The sequence below is a fragment of the Methylomonas sp. 2BW1-5-20 genome, assembly GCF_052474515.1.
The window spans coordinates 2,936,517-2,956,089 of record NZ_CP184127.1 but is presented as its reverse complement, the minus strand read 5'-3'; the positions used below and the strand labels follow the sequence as shown (position 1 = coordinate 2,956,089).

Here is a 19,573-nt window from a genome sequence, read left to right as displayed (position 1 = left end):
TTGTTTGCAGGTAACGAAATGGGCGGCCGTTTTGGGTTGAGCGGATCGAGGCGGGGAGATGCCGGCATAGGCGGCATGGAGCCCGGCGGTCATGGTGGCGGGCGCCGTGGCATGAACGGCGGCGGTCCGGGCGGCGGCATGTTCGGCAAGTCCGAACATTTAGATCCCAACCTGGGTTACAAACAGGTCGCGGCAATCGCCAGCGTCTCCAGCGCATTTTTGGATATGCTGATCAAAAAAGATGAGTTTGCCCAAGCCTGGTTGAATGAAAAAGCCGGTAAGTGGCTGCAGCGGGCCGGCTCCTTGCAAATGAGGTAGAGTTTCCGTTCAGATGATGCCTTAGGCGGTCGCTCCGGCTTTTGCCTGCCATTGCCGCCGCAATTTCTCGCGATGAATGTATAGCCACTGAATGGCGATGATCGGAATCCCGGATTCAATTTTGCCGGCTTCCAGCAATTGAAACACCTCGTCGAATTTTAGGGTACTGACGCGGATGTCTTCGTCTTCTTCGTCCAGTCCGTGAATGCCGCCGACTTGGCTGCTATCGACCATGCCGCAGAATAGCGTGATCCATTCCGAAGAGCCGCCGGGGGTGGTGAAGAATTGCATGATTTCTCTCAGCTCCCGGATTTCGCAGCCGGCTTCTTCGCGGGCTTCGCGATACGCGACTTCTTCGGCGGTTTCGCCTTCTTCTATGGCGCCGGCCACAATTTCCAGCAACCAAGCCCGTTCCGGCTGCAAGACCGCACCGACCCGAAATTGCTCGATCAATACCACGTCATCGCGGTCGGGATCGTACAGCAATACGGCCACGCAGTTGCCGCGGCGGAACAGTTCCCGTTTTAAAGGCTGGCTCCAGCCGCCGGCGAACAGGGTGTGTTTCAGAGTGTATTGTTCCAGCCGGAAAAAACCCTCGTACAGGGTTTGGGTATCCAGGATTTGAAAGTGCTTGTCGGTCATCGTCCGTAGCTCACCCGATAGATCACGCCCAAGCTGTCGTCGCTGATTAACAGGCTGTCGTCCGGCATTTGCAGGATGTCGTTCGGGCGGCCTAAGACGGTGCCTTGCGCAGTCAGCCAGCCGTTAATGAAGGGTTGTTCGTTGTAGGCTTGGCCTTCGCGGAATTTAACCACATTAACCTGATAGCCTTGCGGTACGGTGCGATTCCAGGAACCATGCTGGGCTACGAATAGTTGCCGGAAATAGGTGTCCGGGAATTGTTTGCCGGTGTAAAAACGCATACCCAGCGGAGCGATGTGGGCTTTATATTTCCAGGCGGGTGCCTTGAATTTGTAGCATTGCTTGTCTCCGGCAAGCTCGGGGTCGGGGATGGTGCCGGCGTGGCAGTAAGGGAAGCCGAAATGTTCGCCTTTCTGGTTCCACTCGTTCAATTCGTCGGCTGGCACGTCATCGCCTAAATAGTCGCGGCCGTTGTCGTTGAAAAATAGATGGCCGCTACGGGTTTCCCAATCGAAACCCACGGTGTTGCGGATACCGCGCGCCAGAATTTCCATATCGCTACCGTCCGGATCCAGACGAATCAACGCGCCGTAAATAGGCTTATCCGAGTCGCAGACATTACAAGGTGCGCCGACCGCCGTATACAGTTTGCCGTCCGGGCCGAAGCGCAGATATTTCCAGCCGTGGTGGCGGTCGGACGGAAATTGATCGTATACCGTGACCGGCTTGGGCGGGTTGGCCAAGCGTTGGCCAATGTCGTCGAAGCGAATGATGCGTTGAATTTCCGCGACATATAGCGTGCCATCCTTGTAAGCTACGCCATTCGGCAGATTCAATTGTTGGGCAATGACATACTTTTGTTCGGCGACGCCATCGCCGTCTTTGTCTTGCACGGCATAGACGCTGCCCTGCCGGGAGCCGACATAGACCACGCCATTGTCGCCCAGCGCCATTTGCCGGGCGTTCGGGACATCGTCGGCGAAAATTCTGATGTTAAACCCCGGCGGCAGGCGCAGTTGCTTTAGCACCGCCTCATGTTCCGGGGTGGCCGCCAGGCATGGAGGCGCCACGGCAAACAGCATCAACAGCGACTTAATTAGTTTCATTTTTTTGTCCCTCAAGTAAACTTTGAAAGATGTTAACACTCTATAGCCTTGAATTTAATCTTTCAGCTCCCCAGATTAAACCCACTTTATAACAACAGAGGAAAGTTACGCCATGATGAGAATATTGCTATTTCTGGCCACCAACGTGGCCATTATGATCGCGATCAGCATCATATTTAACGTATTAGGCTTGAAAGGCGCGCTGGATGCTCAAGGCGTAAATTTGAACATCGAAGGTCTGCTGGCGATGTCGGCGGTAATCGGTATGACCGGTTCGGTGATTTCGCTTTTCATGTCCAAATGGTCGGCTAAAAACGCGATGGGCGTCCATGTTATTGAGCGTCCGCAAAATCAGACCGAACAATGGTTGGTCGGCGTGGTGGAACGCCAAGCCCGCGAAGCCGGTATCGGCATGCCGGAAGTGGGTATTTTCGATGCGCCGGAAGCCAATGCTTTTGCTACCGGCGCCAGCCGCGACAATGCCTTGGTGGCGGTCAGTACCGGTCTGCTGCGCAGTATGAACGCGGATGAAGTGGAAGCGGTCGTCGGCCACGAGATCAGTCACGTCGCCAACGGCGATATGATTACCATGGCCTTGATGCAGGGGGTGGTCAATACCTTCGTCTATTTCTTCGCCACCATTATCGGCTACGTGGTGGACCGGGTGGTGTTTAAAACCGAACGCGGTTACGGTCCGGCGTATTACGTGACGCAGATGGTTGCACAAATCGCCTTGTCGATTTTGGCTTCGATGCTGGTGATGTGGTTCTCGCGTTACCGCGAATTCCGCGCCGACGCCGGCGGTGCCAATCTGGCGGGCCGGCAAAAAATGATAGGCGCGTTGCAGGCCTTGCAACGTTCGCACGAACCGGCCGAATTGCCTGGCGAGTTGGCCGCATTTGGCATTAACGGCGGTGGCGTGCAACGCTTGTTCATGAGTCACCCGCCGTTGGAAGAACGTATCGCGGCCTTACAAAACGCTCGTTAAAACGCTCCTTTGCCGCGCCGGATATCCTCCGGCGCGGCTTTTTTATGGCCAATCAATACATTCGTTTCAAGCTCGCTTTGAGTTACGACCAATATCTGGCCGTCTATCAAGGCGTAGCCAAAACCGTGACCACTGTTGCCGACGACGGCCGGCGCATCGTGTTTCCAGCCGGCAATGTTCAGCGCTATTTAACCAAGGCCGGCATACAAGGCCATTTTGAAATGGAACTGACCGCACAGAACAAGTTCATCGGCATTAAAAAGCTCGGGTAGGCCGTTCGGTCCCGCCCAGCTCGGCGGAAAAGGCCAATTGGTCCGTCGCGCAGACATGTTAAGATTTATGCACCGATATGCCATGAGCCATGCGGCTCATGTAACTAACACGATGCGGATCAATGAACGGATGGAATGAGATGGCAAACACCCTAAGCTGGCATCGCATTACGCTATCTCGCCAGGAATACGAATCCGGCGAATTGGCCATACTGTTTGGTGCATTTCGCGCGGCCTATGTGGCTAGAAACGGACCCGCCGGCATGGCTATGTTTGGAAACTGGAGCAACGATGGAGATCGCTATCTGGTTTATACCTCGCCACGATCGGCAAAACATATCCTCCCTCTATTAGATGCGTATTCAGCGCGTCGGATCGATGCTCCAGAACCGTCCGGCTTGTCTTTAATCTATGGCGACGAATCCGGTCTCTCCTCCTTCGGGGCCGAATTGGAAGCCTGATATCGGTTTTGCCGGAGCGGTTCGGCATTGCGCAGCTAAAAAGGTCGAAAAAGTGAATATCCTCGCCCAACTCCACACCGATATTGAAACGCGCGTCAACGCCATTCGCGAGAGCAATCCCGACTGGTTATGCCGCCAAGGCTGTGACGGTTGTTGCCATCGGCTCGCCGAAGTGCCCAGGCTCACTGCCGAGGAATGGGATTTATTGCAACAGGGGTTGGAAGCGTTGACGCCGGAGCAACTTATGGAAATCGGCCGGGGAATTGCCGCATTGGCCGGCCAGGTATCGCGTCCCATCGTCTGCCCGATGTTGGATCGGGCGCAAGGCGCATGCTTGGTCTATGCCCATCGCCCGGTCGCTTGCCGGACCTACGGATTCTATGTCCAGCGCGACCTGGGGCTATATTGTAAGGATATCGAAGCCCGCGTCGCCGACGGTGCGTTGGCCGAGGTAGTCTGGGGCAACCACGATTCTGTCGATCGTTGTCTCAACGATCTGGGCGAATTCCGCGAATTGCCCGAGTGGTTTGCAAAATGGCGGGAGTGTGAGTGAAATAATGTTCTCGGCCCGTACCCGTCTGTCACGATTTGTGAGTCTATAGTTGCTCAAGTTCGATAACAGGTCATTCGGTCGCTCTGGGTTGTGCGCCCAGCAAAATTGGACAAGGCCAAATTCCGCGGTAGATTTCTGAGTCCGGTCAGCCGAATCGGCTGTAAATTGGCGTTTAAGCAATCATGTAGGAGGGAAGATGGGACCGTATTACCGAGGTACATCGCAAAGCACTGGGGCGTTTTTCGACATGTTTTATCAACATCCGATTTTGATGTTGGCCTTGGTGGTTGCCACTGTCGGTGCGGGTTTTTTCATTATGCGGCGAAAAAACTCCGAGTAAGAACCGGTATTAGCCAATACTCACTGGAGCTGATCGAGCTCCAGTCTGCGTAGTTTAGGTGCCAATTTGGCAGTAACCGCGACTACCAACAGCGTCATTCCGCCGCCGAATAGTACTGAAGGCACCAAGCCGAGCAAGCGCGCCGCGAGTCCCGACTCGAATGCGCCCAGTTCGTTGGACGAACCGATGAAAATACCGTTGATAGCCGCTACCCGGCCGCGCATGGTATCCGGCGTGGCCAGTTGCATGATGGTGGTGCGCATCACTACCGACACCCCATCGCAAGCTCCGGACAGCAGCAAGGCAAAGCCCGCAACCCAGAAGTTGGTGGATAGCGCAAAGCCGATCATGCACAGGCCAAATCCCGCCACGGCAATCAATAGCCAGCGTCCGGCGTGCTTGTTAAGCGGATACCTGGCCAGGAATAAGCCGGTGATGACGGCGCCAATGGCGGGCGCGGCACGTAAAATTCCCAAGCCTTCCGGGCCGTAATGAAATATGTCGCGAATGAAAGCCGGCAGCATCGCCACCGCGCCGCCGAACAAAACGGCAAACATATCCAGCGACTGTGCGCCGAGAATAATCTGGTTGCTAAATACAAAGCGCAGGCCTTCGGCAATGCTGGTAAAAATCGGCGCGCCTTCCGCCGCTGGCGGTTCCTTGATACGCAACGACAGTAAAGCCAGCGCCGCCAACACGCACAAGCCGCCGGCGATGCCGTAAGCCGCGGTCTTGCCGGTCCAGCCGACTAGAATTCCGCCCATTGCCGGGCCGGCCACCAGGCTGAACTGAAACGCCGAACTGCCTAAGCCAGCTGCCCGCGCATAGTTCTCGCGTTGTAAGACCAGCGCAAACAGTGCGCTATACGATGGGCCGATAAAGGCCCGCGCCACGCCGGTCACGGCAATGGAAGCGTATATCAATAACACCGGATTGCCCGGAATCCATTGCGCCGCCACAGCTGTCAACGTCAAAGCATTTAGCGCCAACAATAAACAGGCTGAAATCGCGAACCAGCGCCGAGAGTAATGATCGACGGCATAACCGGCAAAGAGTGCGCTGCAAAAATAAGGGATAACTTCGGCCAGGCCGATCAAGCCCAGCGCCAGCGGGTCGTGGGTTAGTTCGTAGATATGCCAGCCCACCACAATCGCCACGATTTGATAGGCCAGCACGATCAGTACGCGAAAAGTTAAAAGTTTTAGAAAAGCGGGGTTTGAAATGCCTAAAAAATGCATGAATATCCATTGTCGAAGTTCGACAGTTCTTGGCCGGAGGGCCGAGTTTTCTGGTGTTATTGGGTGCCGAGCGCTTGGCTTTGTGCCAATTGAATCGGATTATTTAGCCGCGATCTGTTTAGCGCTGGCGAAAGCGGATGTCGCCAAATAAAGCCTTTTGCTCGCGCGGCTGGCAACGCCAGTATTGCGGTGGCGCGTCCACTTGCCCGCCCAACTTGGCGGCGGCATGCCACGGCCAGCGCGGATCGTACAGAATGCCGCGCGCCAAACCGACCATATCGGCCCGGCCTTCTGCGACGATGGCCTCGGCGTCTTCGGCTTCGGTAATTAGGCCGACGGCGATGGTGGGCAGGCCGGTTTCTGCTCGGATGCTTGCCGCCAGCGGCACTTGGTAATTTGGGCCGACCGGGATTTTTTGTAATGGCGACAGGCCGCCGCTGGAGACATGGATAAATGCGCAACCGCGCGCTTGCAAGGCTTTAGCAAAGGTTACGCTTTGCGCTAAGTCCCAGCCGCCGTCCACCCAGTCGGTCCCGGATATCCGAACGCCGATCGGCATTTTGGAGGGCACTGCCGCCCGCATCGCCTCGAATACCGCCAGCGGGAAACGCATGCGGTTTTCCAGTGAGCCGCCGTATTCGTCGTCGCGCTGATTCGATAAGGGCGAGAGAAATTCGTGCAGCAAATAGCCGTGGGCGGCGTGAATCTCGATGGCGTCGATGCCCAGTTTATATGCGCGCTGCGCCGCAGACACAAAAGCCTGCAAGGTGCGTTGCAAACCGGCCGTATCGAGTGCGGTTGGCGCCGGGTCGTCCGGCGTAAAGGCCAAAGCCGATGGGGCAACAGTCGGCCAGCCGCCTTGCTCGGTATCGACCAAACCGCCGCCATCCCAGGGTGCGGCGGTGGAAGCTTTGCGGCCGGCGTGAGCGAGTTGAATCGCAATAGGTATTTTCGAATATTTTCGCACCGCGCTTAAAACGCGGGCCAGGGCGGCTTTGGTGGCGTCGGACCAGAGGCCTAGATCGGCGGGGGAGATACGCCCCTCCGGTTCCACGGCGGTGGCTTCGATAATCAACAGGCCGGCGCCGGACATCGCCAGATTCCCCAGGTGCATTAAATGCCAATCGCCGGCTTCGCCGTTGACAGCCGAATATTGGCACATGGGCGCGATCACAATTCGGTTGGCTAGCGTAATCGAGCCGATTGTAAAGGGCGAAAAAAGCTGACTCATGCTGATGTCCTTTTGGAATAGGTGATATTGCAACTGTTTGGCCGCAGTCTACGAGGTCGATTCGCGCTTGGCAATTGCAAGCGTAGTCACGATGTGTTGTTGTCGGCAACGCGGCTGGCGGCGACTGAAATTGCCTGGAATGGCGGCGGCGGTTGCCGTTTTCGCTGTAACCGGGCCCGGCTTGCTATAATGCCGGCTTTTCCAATTCATCGGATCGATAATTGTGGACGTTAAACAGTACATGCAGCAATTGGGACAACAGGCCAGAGCGGCCGGCCGTGAGATCAGCAAGGCCGAGAGCGGGCGGAAAAATGACGCTTTATTAAAAATCGCCGAAGCGATAGCCGCCGGTAGTGCCGAGATTGCAGGCGAAAACCGCAAAGACTTGGAAGCCGGTAAACAGAACGGCATGGATGCTGCCTCTTTGGACCGTCTGGAACTGACGCCGGCTCGCATTCAGGCGATGATTGAAGGTCTGAAGCAAGTGGCCGCGCTACCCGATCCGGTCGGGGAAATTACCAACCTGAATTATCGGCCCAGCGGGATTCAAGTTGGACAGATGCGTGTGCCTTTAGGCGTGATCGGCATCATTTATGAGTCAAGGCCTAACGTTACCGTCGATGCGGCGGCTTTGTGCTTGAAATCGGGGAACGCCTGTATTTTGCGCGGTGGCTCCGAGTCGATTCATTCCAACCGGGCCATTGCGGTCTGCATCGCCAGCGGTTTGGCCGAGGCGGGTTTGCCGCAGCAAGCGGTGCAAGTGGTGGAAACCACCGATAGGGCGGCGGTCGGCGAACTGATTACCATGAAAGACTATGTAGACGTGATCGTGCCGCGCGGCGGCAAAAGCCTGATCGAACGTATCAGCGCCGAAGCGACAATACCTGTGATCAAACATCTGGACGGCATTTGTCATGTGTACATCGACGGTAAGGCCGATATCGACAAGGCCGTGGCGATAGCGATGAATGCTAAAACCCATCGCTACGGCGTCTGCAATGCGATGGAAACCTTGTTGGTGGCGGAAAGCATTGCCGCCACGGTGTTGCCGATTCTGGCCGAACAATACGCTGCCAAAAGCGTGGAACTGCGCGGCTGTTTGAAAACCTGTTCCTTGATTAAAAACGCCGTACGCGCCAGCGAAGAAGACTGGCATACCGAATATCTGGCGCCGATTTTGGCTATCAAGATCGTTGCGGACATCGACGAGGCAATAGCGCACATCAATACTTACAGCTCCGCGCATACCGAGGCCATTGTCACCGAGGACTACACCTTGGCGCGGCGCTTTTTGCGCGAGGTGGATTCCAGCTCGGTGATGGTCAATGCCTCTACGCGTTTTGCCGACGGCTTTGAATACGGATTGGGCGCGGAGATTGGGATTAGTACAGACAAATTGCATGCGCGCGGTCCGGTTGGTTTGCATGGTTTGACCTCGCTGAAATACATTGTGTTGGGCGACGGGCATATCCGCCAATAATGATTGGCGTTTACGGCGGCACATTTAATCCGGTCCATTACGGCCATTTGCGTACCGCGCTGGAAGTGAAAGAGCTGTTCGATTTGGAGCAGCTGCGCTTGATTCCCTGTCATGTGCCGCCGCATCGCGACGAACCCGAAGTGCCGGCGCACTTGCGTTTGCACATGCTGGAAGCCGCTGTCGCCGGCACTGATGGCTTTAGCGTCGATCGGCGCGAGCTGGATAGGGCGGGCCCATCTTATATGGTGGATACGCTGCATTCCTTGCGCAACGAAATAGGCGGCACGCCTTTGCTGCTGTTTATCGGCGCCGATGCCTTTGCCGGCTTGGAGCGTTGGTATCAATGGCAGCGCTTATTCGATTACGCGCACGTCGTGGTGATGACCCGGCCCGGCTATGCCGAATTGGGTGTGTCGGCGTTTTTGCAACAGCGTATCCGCGCAGACCGTACGCAATTAAGCCGGCAGGCAGCCGGGTATTTAGTTTTTCAAGAAGTCACCGCGCTGGATATTTCGGCTACCGCCATCCGCGAGTTGGTGGCGGCCGGACGCGATCCGCAATTTTTACTGCCGGACCGGGTCATCGAATTGATTCGGCGGCATCATCTCTATCAAACCCCCATTCATCACACAGGAAATTGAATGCAAACAGAAGCATTACTCAAGCTGGTCGAAACCGAACTCGACGACCGCAAAGGCTTAAACATTAAGACTATCGATGTGCGCGGCAAAACCAGCATTACCGATTACATGGTCATCGCCACCGGCACTTCGTCCCGTCACGCCAAGTCGCTGTGCGATTACGTCATCGAAAAGGTTAAGGAACAAGGGCAGCAGCCATTGGGATTGGAAGGCGATCAAAGTTCCGACTGGATACTGTTGGATTTGGGCGATGTGATTGTGCATGTGATGACCGGTCAGGCCCGGGAATTGTATCAACTGGAAAAGCTCTGGTCCGTGGCCGGCGACAAGACCCATAGCTAGCATGGCTGGCGTCATCGGCCGCAACGACAGAAATTTTTTGCGGATGATGCTTGGATTCTGCAATTTGCCCTCAAGAAAAACCCCAAGTAGTCGATGACTTAGACGAGTCCATGAGGAGGGGTCATGAAAGCGTGCAAAGCTGTTTGGTGGGTATTGGCATTGTTAGCCTTAAGCGGTTGCGCCTCAGTCGGGGGCAAAATCGCCGAAGCGCCGCTTGCCGGTAAAACGTTGCGTGCCACGGGATACAGCCATTTCGACGATAGCGGCAAACTAGCGGCGAATCAGCGCTGGTTACAGGCGCAACAAACTGCAAAACTCGATGCTTATCGGGGCTTGGCCGATTTGCTGTATCAAGAAAAATTGAGCAATCAAACCACGGTCGGTGCGCAGGTGATGCGTGACGAGGCGTATCGGATTTACCTGGATAGTTATTTACGCGAGGCTCATGCGGCCGATTACCGGACGGTGCGAGATAGTTTAAAAACCACCTTGGAATTGCATCTCAGCGCCCGTTTCTACCGTTGCATGTCCGGCGATACCTTGCTTGTGGGGCAATGCCTGCAAGAAGACAATAAATCGGGATTTACCCGGCTGGGATATAAAACCGCGACAGTAACGTCCGCCAATCTCGCCTGCGGCGCTCGGGATTGCAGCGATCAATATTACGTGCAAGGCTTCTCCAAGCAGCCGGGTGCGGTTGACGAGGTGCTGTTGGATGCCGGTCTTTACGATGTGGAATGGACAGCCAACACCGGTTTGCGTACAGTGCTTCAATACTTGTTGATCAACGGATTTTTAAATGCGCTATAAAGGTTGCCTGACTGGATTGTTGATTGTTTTGCTCACTGCGTGCGGTGCCGGCAACGATAACCGCCGTAGCGATGAGAGTGCTGCGCCGTTAGCGGGTCGGCAGGTTAGCGTACAAGGTAGCGCGCCAATCGCCGGCGGCGGTATGGAAGAGGCTCGCCGCGCCGCCATCGACGCGGCGGTGAGTAACGCGGCGTTGCAACTTAAGCGCAACAATAATTCGGCGATGCTGGTCAGCGACATTAAGGTGGTCGACGAATGGCAGGACGCCGATCTCTACCACGTACAAGTATTGGCAATGTTGTCCGATAAGCAGCGTTGCGGATCGCCGTACCGCAAGAAAATCGTCGCCACCGGCTTTCCGATCATGAATACCGAGCAAATTAGCGGTACCGAGAGCCAGGATTTATATAGCGGTATTCCCAGGGAAATTAATAATCATCTGATGGAAACCGGCGATTTTATCGGCCGTAATCTGACCAATACGTCCTTGTACAGCCGGCCGGATATGGCGCCGGAGCTGCGCTTTGCCGAGGGCACCGGCGAATCGGTTATTCTGAATATCGCCAAACAGCAGAACGCGCAGTTTGTGTTATCCGGCGTGATTCGCGATTTTCGCGTGGAATCCACCGAATATGTGCGCGGTAGCGGGGCGCTGGCGGATTTGAAAGCTTTGGTTCGGGATTTCGTCGCCCGCCGCAGTGTTGGGATCGATGTGTATGTTTACGATGGCTTCAGCGGTGCCTTGCTGTTTCAACATCGATATACCGATTCGATTGTCGGCGACGTGTCCTTACCGAACGGTTATACCGTGGGTAGCGACCGTTTTAACTCAACGCCCGCCGGGCACGCCATCGGCGGGATTATTCAACAAGCCAGCGAAGACATTCACAAACTTTTCGGCTGTTATCCGTTTGCCACCAGGGTATTGCAAGCCGGCAATAATCGGATCGTGATTGCCGCCGGCGCCCAGGATAAAATTAAAATGGGCGATAAGTTGATGATCTATTCGGCCTCAGCCGGGGCGGCGGCTGGCGCCGGTTTGGGCGATTCCCAAGGTATCTTGACGATAACCGACGTTAGCGCCACCACCGCGGTCGGTTCGCTCGACTCAACAGCTGTTGTCGGTGCGGTAAAGCCGGGCGACTGGGTGAAAAGCTTCGCTACGCCTTGACAGGTGCATCGCTCAATTCCAGCAAACGTTCAATGTCCTTGCTGATGCCGGCCGGCGTGTCTATCGGCGCATAACGTTTGAAAACCTTGCCGTCTCGGCCGACCAGAAATTTGCTGAAATTCCATTTGATCGCGTTAAAGCCCAGAATGCCCGGGGCGGCGGTTTTCAAATACTCGAAGAGCGGATGCGCGTTACTGCCATTGACGTCGATTTTTTCGAACATCGGGAAGCTGACGCCGTAATTGAGTTCGCAAAAGTTGGCGATTTCTTGGCTGGTGCCGGGTTCTTGCTGGCCGAACTGATTGCATGGAAACCCCAATATTATCAATCCGCGGCTTTTATAGGTCTGATACAAGGCTTCCAAACCGCGGAATTGCGGCGTGAAACCGCACTGACTGGCGGTGTTGACGATTAGCAGTACTTTGCCGCGATAGCTTTCCAATGCGATGGTTTCGCCCCGAATGTCGGTGGCCGAGAATTGATATAGGGAATTCATTTAAGTGATGATCCGATATGGGCTGAGTTAACGCTCATAGAGCATGGTGTTGAATAACAATCTTTGGATATTTCGCTTAGGGTATCGCCAACCCGAATTGCAAGACTGTTAGACAAATCACAGCCGAGCCTACCGTTCTCCGCGGGATTGTCAAAAACCTATTGCCTATTGCGCGGTGTCGTCGTTTACCGCGCAGACTAGGTTCAAAAACCACGCTTAAAACTAAACGGGTTTCTCGGTAGGGAATTTAAATTTTACCCGAAGGTTCCACTCCTCGGTCATTCTTTATCGGAGTGACCGGGCCCCGTTTTGCCTGACTATAACTGTCGTTGTTGAAATCCGCGACAATTTCCTAGCGCTTATTACCTTGCCAGTCGTTGTTGCAGTAGGGCTTGTACCAAACTGTCGTGGTGGCGTTTCAATACCGAATCGGTAGGCCGAGGCGGCAATTCCGCTTCAATCTTGCTACGCAAAATCGAGTCATCCGGAATATTTGCCGTGTCGCTGTCTGCTGGCTGGGTGGAAGTTTGTGGCTGACTGAATTCCGGCTCGTAAACTGCCTGAGGTCTCGCAATTTTGTGCAGCGTTTCGTAGTGGCGACGCAGCACCGAATCGGTTGGGTACGGATTGCTCAGGGCGTCTTTTTCCGCTTGTAGGGCGGCCAGATAATGCCGTTTTAATACCGAGTCTTCGGGTATTTTTACTGTTGCGGCCTCAGTTGCCAGCGGACTGGTGGCGACCGGTTTTTCCGCTGACGCGACAACGGCGGCTGGAGCGGATTCAACTACCGGCTCCGGTGCCGGGACTGCCAATAGCTGCTCAGTTTGTTGCGTAACAGGGGCAACGGGCGACGGTGTATTCGTTTGCGATTCAGCCGCCGCGGTATTCGTAGATGTAGGTTTGCTCTCGGCCGGTTTGCCGGTTGGCAGGTGCTTGCGCTTCCAGACTTGCCAACCTACCAGCAATACTACGCCTACGATTAGTAAAAGTTCTAACATGATCTGTCCCCCTGAATTTAGTTATTAATCCAATTCGCTAACGCCTGGGGCATTACCGAATGGCTTTTTAGTGTCGCTTCCCGAACATCGATTCCGCCGAATGATGGTAGAGATATAATTAAATCGCAGCGCTTTATACCATAGATCGTTGAAATAGTTGATGCTTGCGCTGGCAATGACGGCGGAGCTTGGCCGACGGATTAGGCCGTGTTGCGTTTATTGACGGGGAAGAAACTGTTCAAGCAAAGTCCCCGCTTGTACGGGGACTGGCTAAATAAGGTATCGATCGCAGCGTTTACGGCGCTGAGTCCGGGACCGACGTTGGAGCCGCCGCCTTTGGGCTTGGGGGCATAGTGGGTGCCTCCAAGGCGGCGGGCGCAGGGCTCGGATTGGGGGCGCTACCAAGTGAAGCGGAGTTGTCGGGTGCTGGCGGTGAATTGGGATATGAACTTGAGGTCGAGGCTGGAGCGGGTCCGGCACTCGTGTTGCTGGACGGTGAATCGCTTGGCACAGAGGGGGGGACAGGAGCCGAACTATAGCTAGAGTGCGGTACTGGTTCCGAAGCAGGTGTCGAACTGCCGGACGATGAAAATGTATTAGTGGGTGTTGAAGAGCTTGAGCTTGGCGCAGACGCTGGAATCGGGTCGGCGCTTGTATCGCTCCTGGACGGCGAACTGGTAAATGATGAAGAGTTCGCAATGGGCGCATCGCCAATCCCTGGCGTGGTAGCCGGATTAATCGGTGACGGTTCGGGGCTTGAAGAAGGCGTTGTGGAGTCGCGTTCAGGCGAGGTGCCTGAAGAGGGCGACAGGCGATCTTTAGACTCTAAAATTGTTTGTAGCGGTGGCGAATGAGAATCGGCTGAATTCAAGTCGCGGTGGTAAGTAGCGGGCAGAGCAGTGTCTTTTACGCTCAAAGAATCCGTTAATGCGGGTGCCTGACCGCCGGTACTTAGCGTGGCGGCATTAGCGGGGTCGCGGGTATTGGGCGCAGCGTCGGGAATAGGCGGTTTTTTTGCCGTTGTTGTGCCGATCGGCGTTTGCGACGAAGAATCGCTTGCGGACGGTGTCGTCGGTGCTGCTATTTTGCCGGTGCCGGCACTGTTGTCCGAGTCCGAAATGGCGGTTGTCTCCTTGTTCAAAATCGGTGGGTGTACATTTATGTCCCGAACTTTTGCGTGATCTCCGCTTGGATGATGGCCAGTATCGGTATGGGTAATAGCTTCTTTTTGCGTGTCCGCGCCGAAAGTGCTTGGCGACGCCGGCTCCTGATTGTCGAGCCTGGCTTCTACTGGATGTTTGTGCTTACCGGTAGGACGGGGAAGCGCGTTGCCGACATCGCTATGGTCTGTAGCCGCATGATGTTCGTCGTACAGCCCAGCGTCGTGTTTGTGCGGGATACCCGGCTCTTCGCCTACGCCCGGGTGTGGGCGGTTCACGTGCTGATATGGGTGGCCGTGGATAGTGTCCGGTATGCGCTCGGGATGAGGACGATCACGGCCAAGATGCCTATCTTCGTGGCGGACATGAATGTCCGGGGTCGGCCGTTCGGGTGGCCGGGCTTTGGTCGAACAATCACTAGTGGCGGTATCAGTGATGTATTCGTCGTGTGAGTGATAGGGTGTCCAATGGCAAACGTTCCCGCGATCCACTTGCCGCGCGTCCGTGTCCCTTAAGCTCAATTTTATTTCGTTCGCGGTGGAACCGGTCACCAGCAGTTGGTAAGCCGAGCCGGCTGCCGCGCTAAAGTCTAAGGCGCAATTGTGTTCCCGCTCGGTAAATTTGAATAATCCTTTGCATACCGTCGTCCGGGTGCAGCTTTCGCTGCGATCTTCCCTAATGTACCGGCTATCTGATGAAGTACAGCTCTTGCCGCCGATCAGCGCCGTATTGCTCTCCGTGTACTGGGCGGATGCATGGTGCGGGCCGGGTAACAGAGAAATGGAATTGAAGCGAGTTAACTCTTGCCGGTCGACTTCGATTTTATAATCCACGGTATGTTTCCAATCCTCATCAAGCCTCGTTGCCAAATTAAGCGGGAATATCCAGAACGGTGGCAACCAAGATATGGATGGTGACGACAAGGGAAACTGTCGCGATTTGGTCGTTAGATAATTCCGGCCCCGGATAAGTTTGCGTGGCGCAGGCCGACAAGCCGGTACTACAAGAAATCAGTATGGCGCGGTATATCAGTGAAGACATGGTAAATCTCCGTGGCAGTGGTGGCAGAGGAAAATCCGCTTAACGGCGTTTAGCCGGTTGTTTAGGTAATTGAAATTTGTCGGTGTAATTTTGTGGCCCGATGCGGCGCCGCCACTTTTAGCCTGGGCGGTTTGTGTGCGGTTTCGCCTGTGGCGGGCTGCAACGCACAAACCCTGGGATTTCGCGGTAGTAGCCGGATGACTATGTTGTCGCCTATTTGCAAATTGTTGTATGGTGGCTGCGTAGCCAACTGTTCGCCTATCCAGACCATGTCTCGGTAATCGAAGCGATAAGCGATGAATTCACGGGGTCTGGTTGCCGTGCCCAATTGCCAGCGATCGATGATTTGTCCGGTTGCCGGCACGCCATCGTTTGCCAGTTCTTCCGCACGGGTTACCAGTTGTTGCGCGTAACCTATAAACTTTCGCGACAGCAAGACCCCGAGTAAACCCAACCCCAATTCGAAAGCCAATTCGCTGTCGATTTGCACCCATGGAATTTTCAGTTGGCTGGTTTCATCGAAGCGCCTGAAAAGCATGCCGAGATACAGTCCCCAAAAAACCGTGATTACGGTAATCACGCCCCAGCGCTCCTCTCTGGCAAAGTGCGGAGGCACGACGAATGGTTGGCACCGTCTGAGTTTGATGTCTATATCGTTGGCGTTTGTCATCGCAACCTCGCTTGCTTAAATTGGATTTGGCTGTCAGGGCCGGATTGGCCCGGCGGCGCACTGTTTTTCGCGCTTATCTTCAGTATTTTCAGAATCGCAAAGAGTTGTCCGCAGGCTTGCGGTAGTGGCGGGTTTTCAGTGACGAATCACCGGAATTGTTAGATTAAAGGCCATGCCGGTTCCCGCCAACTGCGCCGGATTGACGCTTGGCAAATCGGTATTTCAGGGTTAATCCGGGCTTAAGGAATCTTTGTTTAATTTCCTGCAAGACGCGCCGTTACCGGCGGAAATTTAGATAAAGAAAATCCAGCAAATCCGGCATGCCGAGAATCGCGGCTGCATAAAGTCGAGGTCGCCAACATGCATTACTCCGCCGACATGATGTTTCACTGGCTGGACAACACCGCCCAGTTGTCGCAACGGGTTTGTGTGGTGTTAATCGCGGCCCATGTGCTGATTCGGATGGAATGGCTCAGACAGGCGTTGCGCGGCGATCCGCAGTATTGGCGGAACCGGTTGATCTGCTCGACGTTTTTCGGTGTGTTTGCGATTATCGGTACGCACAGCGGATTTTTGCTGGATGTACATCAGGTGGGTAAGCGTATAGCCTGGCCAGCCGATTTGTCAGATACATTGAAGCATACGCAAGCGGTCATAGGTTTTCGGGATTTGATGGTATTGGCCGCCGGTTTGAGCGGCGGTCCGTGGGTAGGTTTCGGCGCCGGATTGTTTGCCGGTTGGGAGCGTTATCTGCTGGGCGGATTTGCCGGTTCCGCCAGCGCGTTCTCGACCGTAATCCAAGGGCTATGGGCCGGTTACGCATTTTCATGGCGGCCGTGCTGGGCCACCGGCATGCGCGGTGCGGCGTTTATCGCACTGACCGGCACTATCTTGCAGAAACTGATATTACTGCTGTGGGTGCAGCCTTATGTCGACGCCCAAACTCTGGTGTTGGAAACCGCGATGCCGGTAGCGGTGGTGAATACGTTGGGTGTGCTGCTGTTTTTATTCGTGATGCAGGATCTGGAGCGCGACAGGCTGCGGAATCAAGCGCAGCAGGCGGAGCTTAGGGCTTTGAACGCGCAAATCGAGCCGCATTTCATGAATAACACCTTAAATGCAATTAAAGCCCTGATACGTCGCGATCCGGAGGCGGCCTCGCAATACGTGGTGAAACTGGCGCGCTTTCTCGACGATACTCGCCGTAGCGTCGGTGCCAACTCGATTTCCCTGCAGCAGGAGTTGGCGCAGGTGGAACGTTATCTGGCTTTTCAGGGGCTGCGGTTTCCGGAGACTTTTCAGTTCCAGCGCAATATCTCGCCCCAGCCTTTGCATTGCCAATTGCCGCCACGCTGTTTGCAAACCCTGGCCGAGAATGCCTTGTTGCATGGTATGCAAGGTCTGACCAGGCCGCTAAAAATCGATATCATCGGTGTCGATCACGGCCTGACATTGACATTGCGGGTTAGCGACAACGGTAATGGCATTCCGGCGCCACGTCTGTCGGAGCTGGGCAAACGCCCGGTCGATTCGGTCAACGGCAACGGCAGCGCGCTCTATCATTTGCGGCAGAGTTTCAATCTGGCCTTTCCGCGGCAATCGACGCTGACCGTCAATAGCTGGGAAGGCCATGGCACCGAAGTTATTTTGACCATACCCAAGAGGAGTACGCCATGGTAGGTAAACGATCCGTGATGATAGTCGATGACGAGTATCTGGCCCGCGACGAATTAAAAAACATACTCAAGCGCCGACACCCGGATTTCGATGTGGTAGCCGAAGCCGCCAGCGCACAAGAGGCCTGGGCGCTGCTTAAAGATTATCCGGGCATAGACGGCGTATTTCTGGATATTCATATCCAAACCGAAAACGAACGCGCCGGTCTGGATTTGGCTTACGCGATCAACCGCCTGGCCGATGCGCCGTGGATCGTGTTCGTTACCGGCCCAGACCGTGTAAAAACGCACAAATTGAGATTGTTCGAGCATGGATAAGGCATTTAGTGGGGTTCTAAAGCTGCCGTGGAATGTAGGAGAGAGCTTCGCTCGAGACAAACAAGAATTTACCATTTCCAAAATGGAACCCTGGAAAGCCTTGTTGACAGATGGGCTTTACACAACCGTACTCTGAAATAGCCACTAACCGGCTATGGTTGATTCATTAGGACGACACAATGCCATCTTGGCTTTTATACCGTCAATCAGCGCTGTAAGACCTATGATATTGATCACTCGCTTCAAATTATAGGCCAGCACATGCAAGCTCATTTCGGTACGAACGTGCGCCAAGGTTTTCATCAGAAAGTGAGTAGCCCCCATCCAGGCTTTGAGCGTGCCGAAAGGATGTTCGACAGTTTGTCGGCGAATTCTCATGCTGTCAGGTGCCAAGTCCAAGCGAGTTTGCATGGCGTCAAGAATGTCCTCATGCTCCCAACGCTTGACGCGCCGTTGGGGGCTGGGCGTACATTGCTCCTTGAGCGCACAGTTTTGACAGGCCGAACTCCAGTAACAATGTAATTTCAAGCCTTTCTCAATAGTGGAAAAGCGCCAAATCAAAGCCTCCCCAGCCGGACAGCGGTATTCGTTTTTCTTGCTATCAAAAATGAAATCAGCTTTGCCAAAACGGCCATCGGCTGTGGCGATTGATGTCACGGTCTTAGGCACAATCGCGGTAATGCCGGCTTCGTGGCAGGCGAGGATTTCTTCGCCTTTGAAATAACCGCGATCGGCAATGACGGTTAAAGCGTCAACCGCCATGGCACTGCGGGCTTTTTTCGCCATGTTGGAAAGCTGGCTGCGGTCCACACCCTCATTGATCACCTCGTGCGCCACAATCAGATGATGCTTAGTGTCAACAGCGGTCTGAGCGTTATAACCCACGATGCCAGTACCCCGCGTTTTCATGGAACGGGCATCGGGATCAGTCAGGGAAATCTGTTTGTCGGGTGTTTGGTTGAGCTGAACTTCAACGTCTTTCAGGGCTTTCATCTGCGCTTTTAGGGCAGCAATTTTATCTTGCAAACGCTCGGTTTTTGCCTCTGCCACGGCGGGTTCTTGCCGATCGGCGCTATCCAGTTCAGTCAAATATCGATTGATACTGGATTCGATTTCTTCCATACGCCGTTGCAATTTGGCGCTGGTGAAGTTGCGATCGCGGTTATTAACGGCTTTGAACTTGCTGCCGTCTATGGCCACCAGAGCTTCTGAAAATAAACCCAGCTGCTGACAGAGCATGACAAATTGGCGGCAGACGTTACGGATGGCTTTACCGTTCTCTTTGCGGAAAGTGGCGATGGTTTTGAAATCCGGCATCAAGCGTCCGGTTAACCACATCAACTCGATATTACGCTGCGTTTCTTTCTCCAAACGACGGCTGGATTGGATGCGATTAAGGTAACCGTAGATATAAATCTTCAGTAAAACCGCAGGGTGATAGGCGGGTCTGCCGGTAATAGCGGGTTGAACACCTTCGAAACCGAGTGGCTTAAGATCCAACTCATCCACAAAGACATCAACGACACGGACGGGATTGGTCTCCACCACATAGTCATCCAGACTTTCAGGTAGCAAGGTAATTTGAGTGCGACATTCACCTTTAATGAATCGATTCATCGGC

Annotated in this window: 23 protein-coding genes; 13 read left to right on the top strand and 10 right to left on the bottom strand. The window is 54.6% G+C overall.

The window, feature by feature from the left end; genetic code table 11:
• Positions 1–318 (top strand): hypothetical protein, encoded by a 318-nt coding sequence (locus ACH50O_RS13510; protein ID WP_446808311.1) that lies wholly within the window; start codon positions 1–3, stop codon positions 316–318.
• Positions 319–339: 21 nt separating this feature from the next.
• On the opposite strand, the gene ACH50O_RS13505 is transcribed toward ACH50O_RS13510, so the two are convergent.
• Positions 340–960, bottom strand: a complete 621-nt coding sequence (locus ACH50O_RS13505; protein ID WP_446808310.1) for an NUDIX domain-containing protein — start codon at positions 958–960, stop codon at positions 340–342.
• Positions 957–2,066: a PQQ-dependent sugar dehydrogenase gene (locus ACH50O_RS13500; protein ID WP_446808309.1), complete on the bottom strand. Its 1,110-nt coding sequence runs from the start codon at positions 2,064–2,066 to the stop codon at positions 957–959. Before ACH50O_RS13500 ends, ACH50O_RS13505 begins: the two co-directional genes overlap by 4 nt.
• 112 nt (positions 2,067–2,178) lie before the next feature.
• On the opposite strand from ACH50O_RS13500, the gene htpX reads away from it, so the two are divergent.
• The 5 genes from htpX (at position 2,179) to ACH50O_RS13475 (ending at position 4,680) form a co-directional block, all read left to right on the top strand.
• Positions 2,179–3,054: a protease HtpX gene (htpX, locus tag ACH50O_RS13495; protein WP_446808308.1), complete on the top strand. Its 876-nt coding sequence runs from the start codon at positions 2,179–2,181 to the stop codon at positions 3,052–3,054.
• A 44-nt stretch (positions 3,055–3,098) separates the two neighbouring features.
• Positions 3,099–3,326 (top strand): DUF2835 domain-containing protein, encoded by a 228-nt coding sequence (locus ACH50O_RS13490; protein WP_446808307.1) that lies wholly within the window; start codon positions 3,099–3,101, stop codon positions 3,324–3,326.
• A gap of 140 nt (positions 3,327–3,466) precedes the next feature.
• Complete coding sequence (locus ACH50O_RS13485) at positions 3,467–3,787, top strand: hypothetical protein (protein ID WP_446808306.1); 321 nt, start codon at positions 3,467–3,469, stop codon at positions 3,785–3,787.
• A gap of 52 nt (positions 3,788–3,839) precedes the next feature.
• Positions 3,840–4,340, top strand: a complete 501-nt coding sequence (locus ACH50O_RS13480) for a YkgJ family cysteine cluster protein (RefSeq protein WP_446808305.1) — start codon at positions 3,840–3,842, stop codon at positions 4,338–4,340.
• A 196-nt stretch (positions 4,341–4,536) separates the two neighbouring features.
• Positions 4,537–4,680: a hypothetical protein gene (locus tag ACH50O_RS13475; RefSeq protein WP_446808304.1), complete on the top strand. Its 144-nt coding sequence runs from the start codon at positions 4,537–4,539 to the stop codon at positions 4,678–4,680.
• A gap of 20 nt (positions 4,681–4,700) precedes the next feature.
• Here the strand turns inward: ACH50O_RS13475 and ACH50O_RS13470 are convergent, their stop codons facing one another.
• The gene (locus ACH50O_RS13470) at positions 4,701–5,918 is read right to left on the bottom strand and encodes an MFS transporter (RefSeq protein ID WP_446808303.1); all 1,218 of its coding nucleotides are present in this window, start codon (positions 5,916–5,918) and stop codon (positions 4,701–4,703) included.
• A 118-nt stretch (positions 5,919–6,036) separates the two neighbouring features.
• Positions 6,037–7,149, bottom strand: coding sequence for an NADH:flavin oxidoreductase/NADH oxidase (locus tag ACH50O_RS13465; protein WP_446808302.1), 1,113 nt, complete (start codon positions 7,147–7,149; stop codon positions 6,037–6,039).
• Positions 7,150–7,390: 241 nt separating this feature from the next.
• On the opposite strand from ACH50O_RS13465, the gene ACH50O_RS13460 reads away from it, so the two are divergent.
• The 5 genes from ACH50O_RS13460 (at position 7,391) to ACH50O_RS13440 (ending at position 11,593) form a co-directional block, all read left to right on the top strand.
• Complete coding sequence (locus ACH50O_RS13460) at positions 7,391–8,629, top strand: glutamate-5-semialdehyde dehydrogenase (protein WP_446812148.1); 1,239 nt, start codon at positions 7,391–7,393, stop codon at positions 8,627–8,629.
• Positions 8,629–9,270: a nicotinate-nucleotide adenylyltransferase gene (gene nadD, locus ACH50O_RS13455; protein ID WP_446808301.1), complete on the top strand. Its 642-nt coding sequence runs from the start codon at positions 8,629–8,631 to the stop codon at positions 9,268–9,270. Before ACH50O_RS13460 ends, nadD begins: the two co-directional genes overlap by 1 nt.
• A complete protein-coding gene (gene rsfS, locus ACH50O_RS13450) occupies positions 9,271–9,612 on the top strand; it encodes a ribosome silencing factor (protein ID WP_446808300.1) in 342 nt (113 codons plus the stop codon).
• A gap of 123 nt (positions 9,613–9,735) precedes the next feature.
• Complete coding sequence (locus ACH50O_RS13445) at positions 9,736–10,422, top strand: hypothetical protein (protein ID WP_446808299.1); 687 nt, start codon at positions 9,736–9,738, stop codon at positions 10,420–10,422.
• Entirely contained in the window at positions 10,412–11,593 is a 1,182-nt protein-coding gene (locus ACH50O_RS13440; protein ID WP_446808298.1) for a flagella assembly protein FlgT middle domain-containing protein, read from the top strand. Before ACH50O_RS13445 ends, ACH50O_RS13440 begins: the two co-directional genes overlap by 11 nt.
• Here the strand turns inward: ACH50O_RS13440 and ACH50O_RS13435 are convergent.
• The 5 genes from ACH50O_RS13435 to ACH50O_RS13415 form a co-directional block, all read right to left on the bottom strand.
• A complete protein-coding gene (locus tag ACH50O_RS13435) occupies positions 11,583–12,089 on the bottom strand; it encodes a glutathione peroxidase (protein WP_446808297.1) in 507 nt (168 codons plus the stop codon). The two genes, ACH50O_RS13440 and ACH50O_RS13435, sit on opposite strands and share 11 nt — an antisense overlap.
• Positions 12,090–12,451: 362 nt before the next feature.
• Positions 12,452–13,087, bottom strand: a complete 636-nt coding sequence (locus ACH50O_RS13430; protein ID WP_446808296.1) for a hypothetical protein — start codon at positions 13,085–13,087, stop codon at positions 12,452–12,454.
• A gap of 295 nt (positions 13,088–13,382) precedes the next feature.
• Entirely contained in the window at positions 13,383–15,080 is a 1,698-nt protein-coding gene (locus tag ACH50O_RS13425; protein WP_446808295.1) for a hypothetical protein, read from the bottom strand.
• 37 nt (positions 15,081–15,117) lie between these two features.
• On the bottom strand, positions 15,118–15,288 hold the full coding sequence (locus ACH50O_RS13420; protein ID WP_446808294.1) for a hypothetical protein: 171 nt from the start codon (positions 15,286–15,288) through the stop codon (positions 15,118–15,120).
• A 61-nt stretch (positions 15,289–15,349) separates the two neighbouring features.
• Entirely contained in the window at positions 15,350–15,958 is a 609-nt protein-coding gene (locus ACH50O_RS13415) for a hypothetical protein (RefSeq protein WP_446808293.1), read from the bottom strand.
• Between the two features lie 360 nt (positions 15,959–16,318).
• On the opposite strand from ACH50O_RS13415, the gene ACH50O_RS13410 reads away from it, so the two are divergent.
• The gene (locus ACH50O_RS13410) at positions 16,319–17,638 is read left to right on the top strand and encodes a LytS/YhcK type 5TM receptor domain-containing protein (protein WP_446808292.1); all 1,320 of its coding nucleotides are present in this window, start codon (positions 16,319–16,321) and stop codon (positions 17,636–17,638) included.
• Positions 17,632–17,952 (top strand): response regulator, encoded by a 321-nt coding sequence (locus tag ACH50O_RS13405; RefSeq protein WP_446808291.1) that lies wholly within the window; start codon positions 17,632–17,634, stop codon positions 17,950–17,952. Before ACH50O_RS13410 ends, ACH50O_RS13405 begins: the two co-directional genes overlap by 7 nt.
• Before the next feature lie 144 nt (positions 17,953–18,096).
• Here ACH50O_RS13405 and ACH50O_RS13400 read toward each other — a convergent pair whose 3' ends face one another.
• Entirely contained in the window at positions 18,097–19,569 is a 1,473-nt protein-coding gene (locus ACH50O_RS13400) for an IS1182 family transposase (RefSeq protein ID WP_446808290.1), read from the bottom strand.
• Between the last annotated feature and the right edge of the window lie 4 nt (positions 19,570–19,573).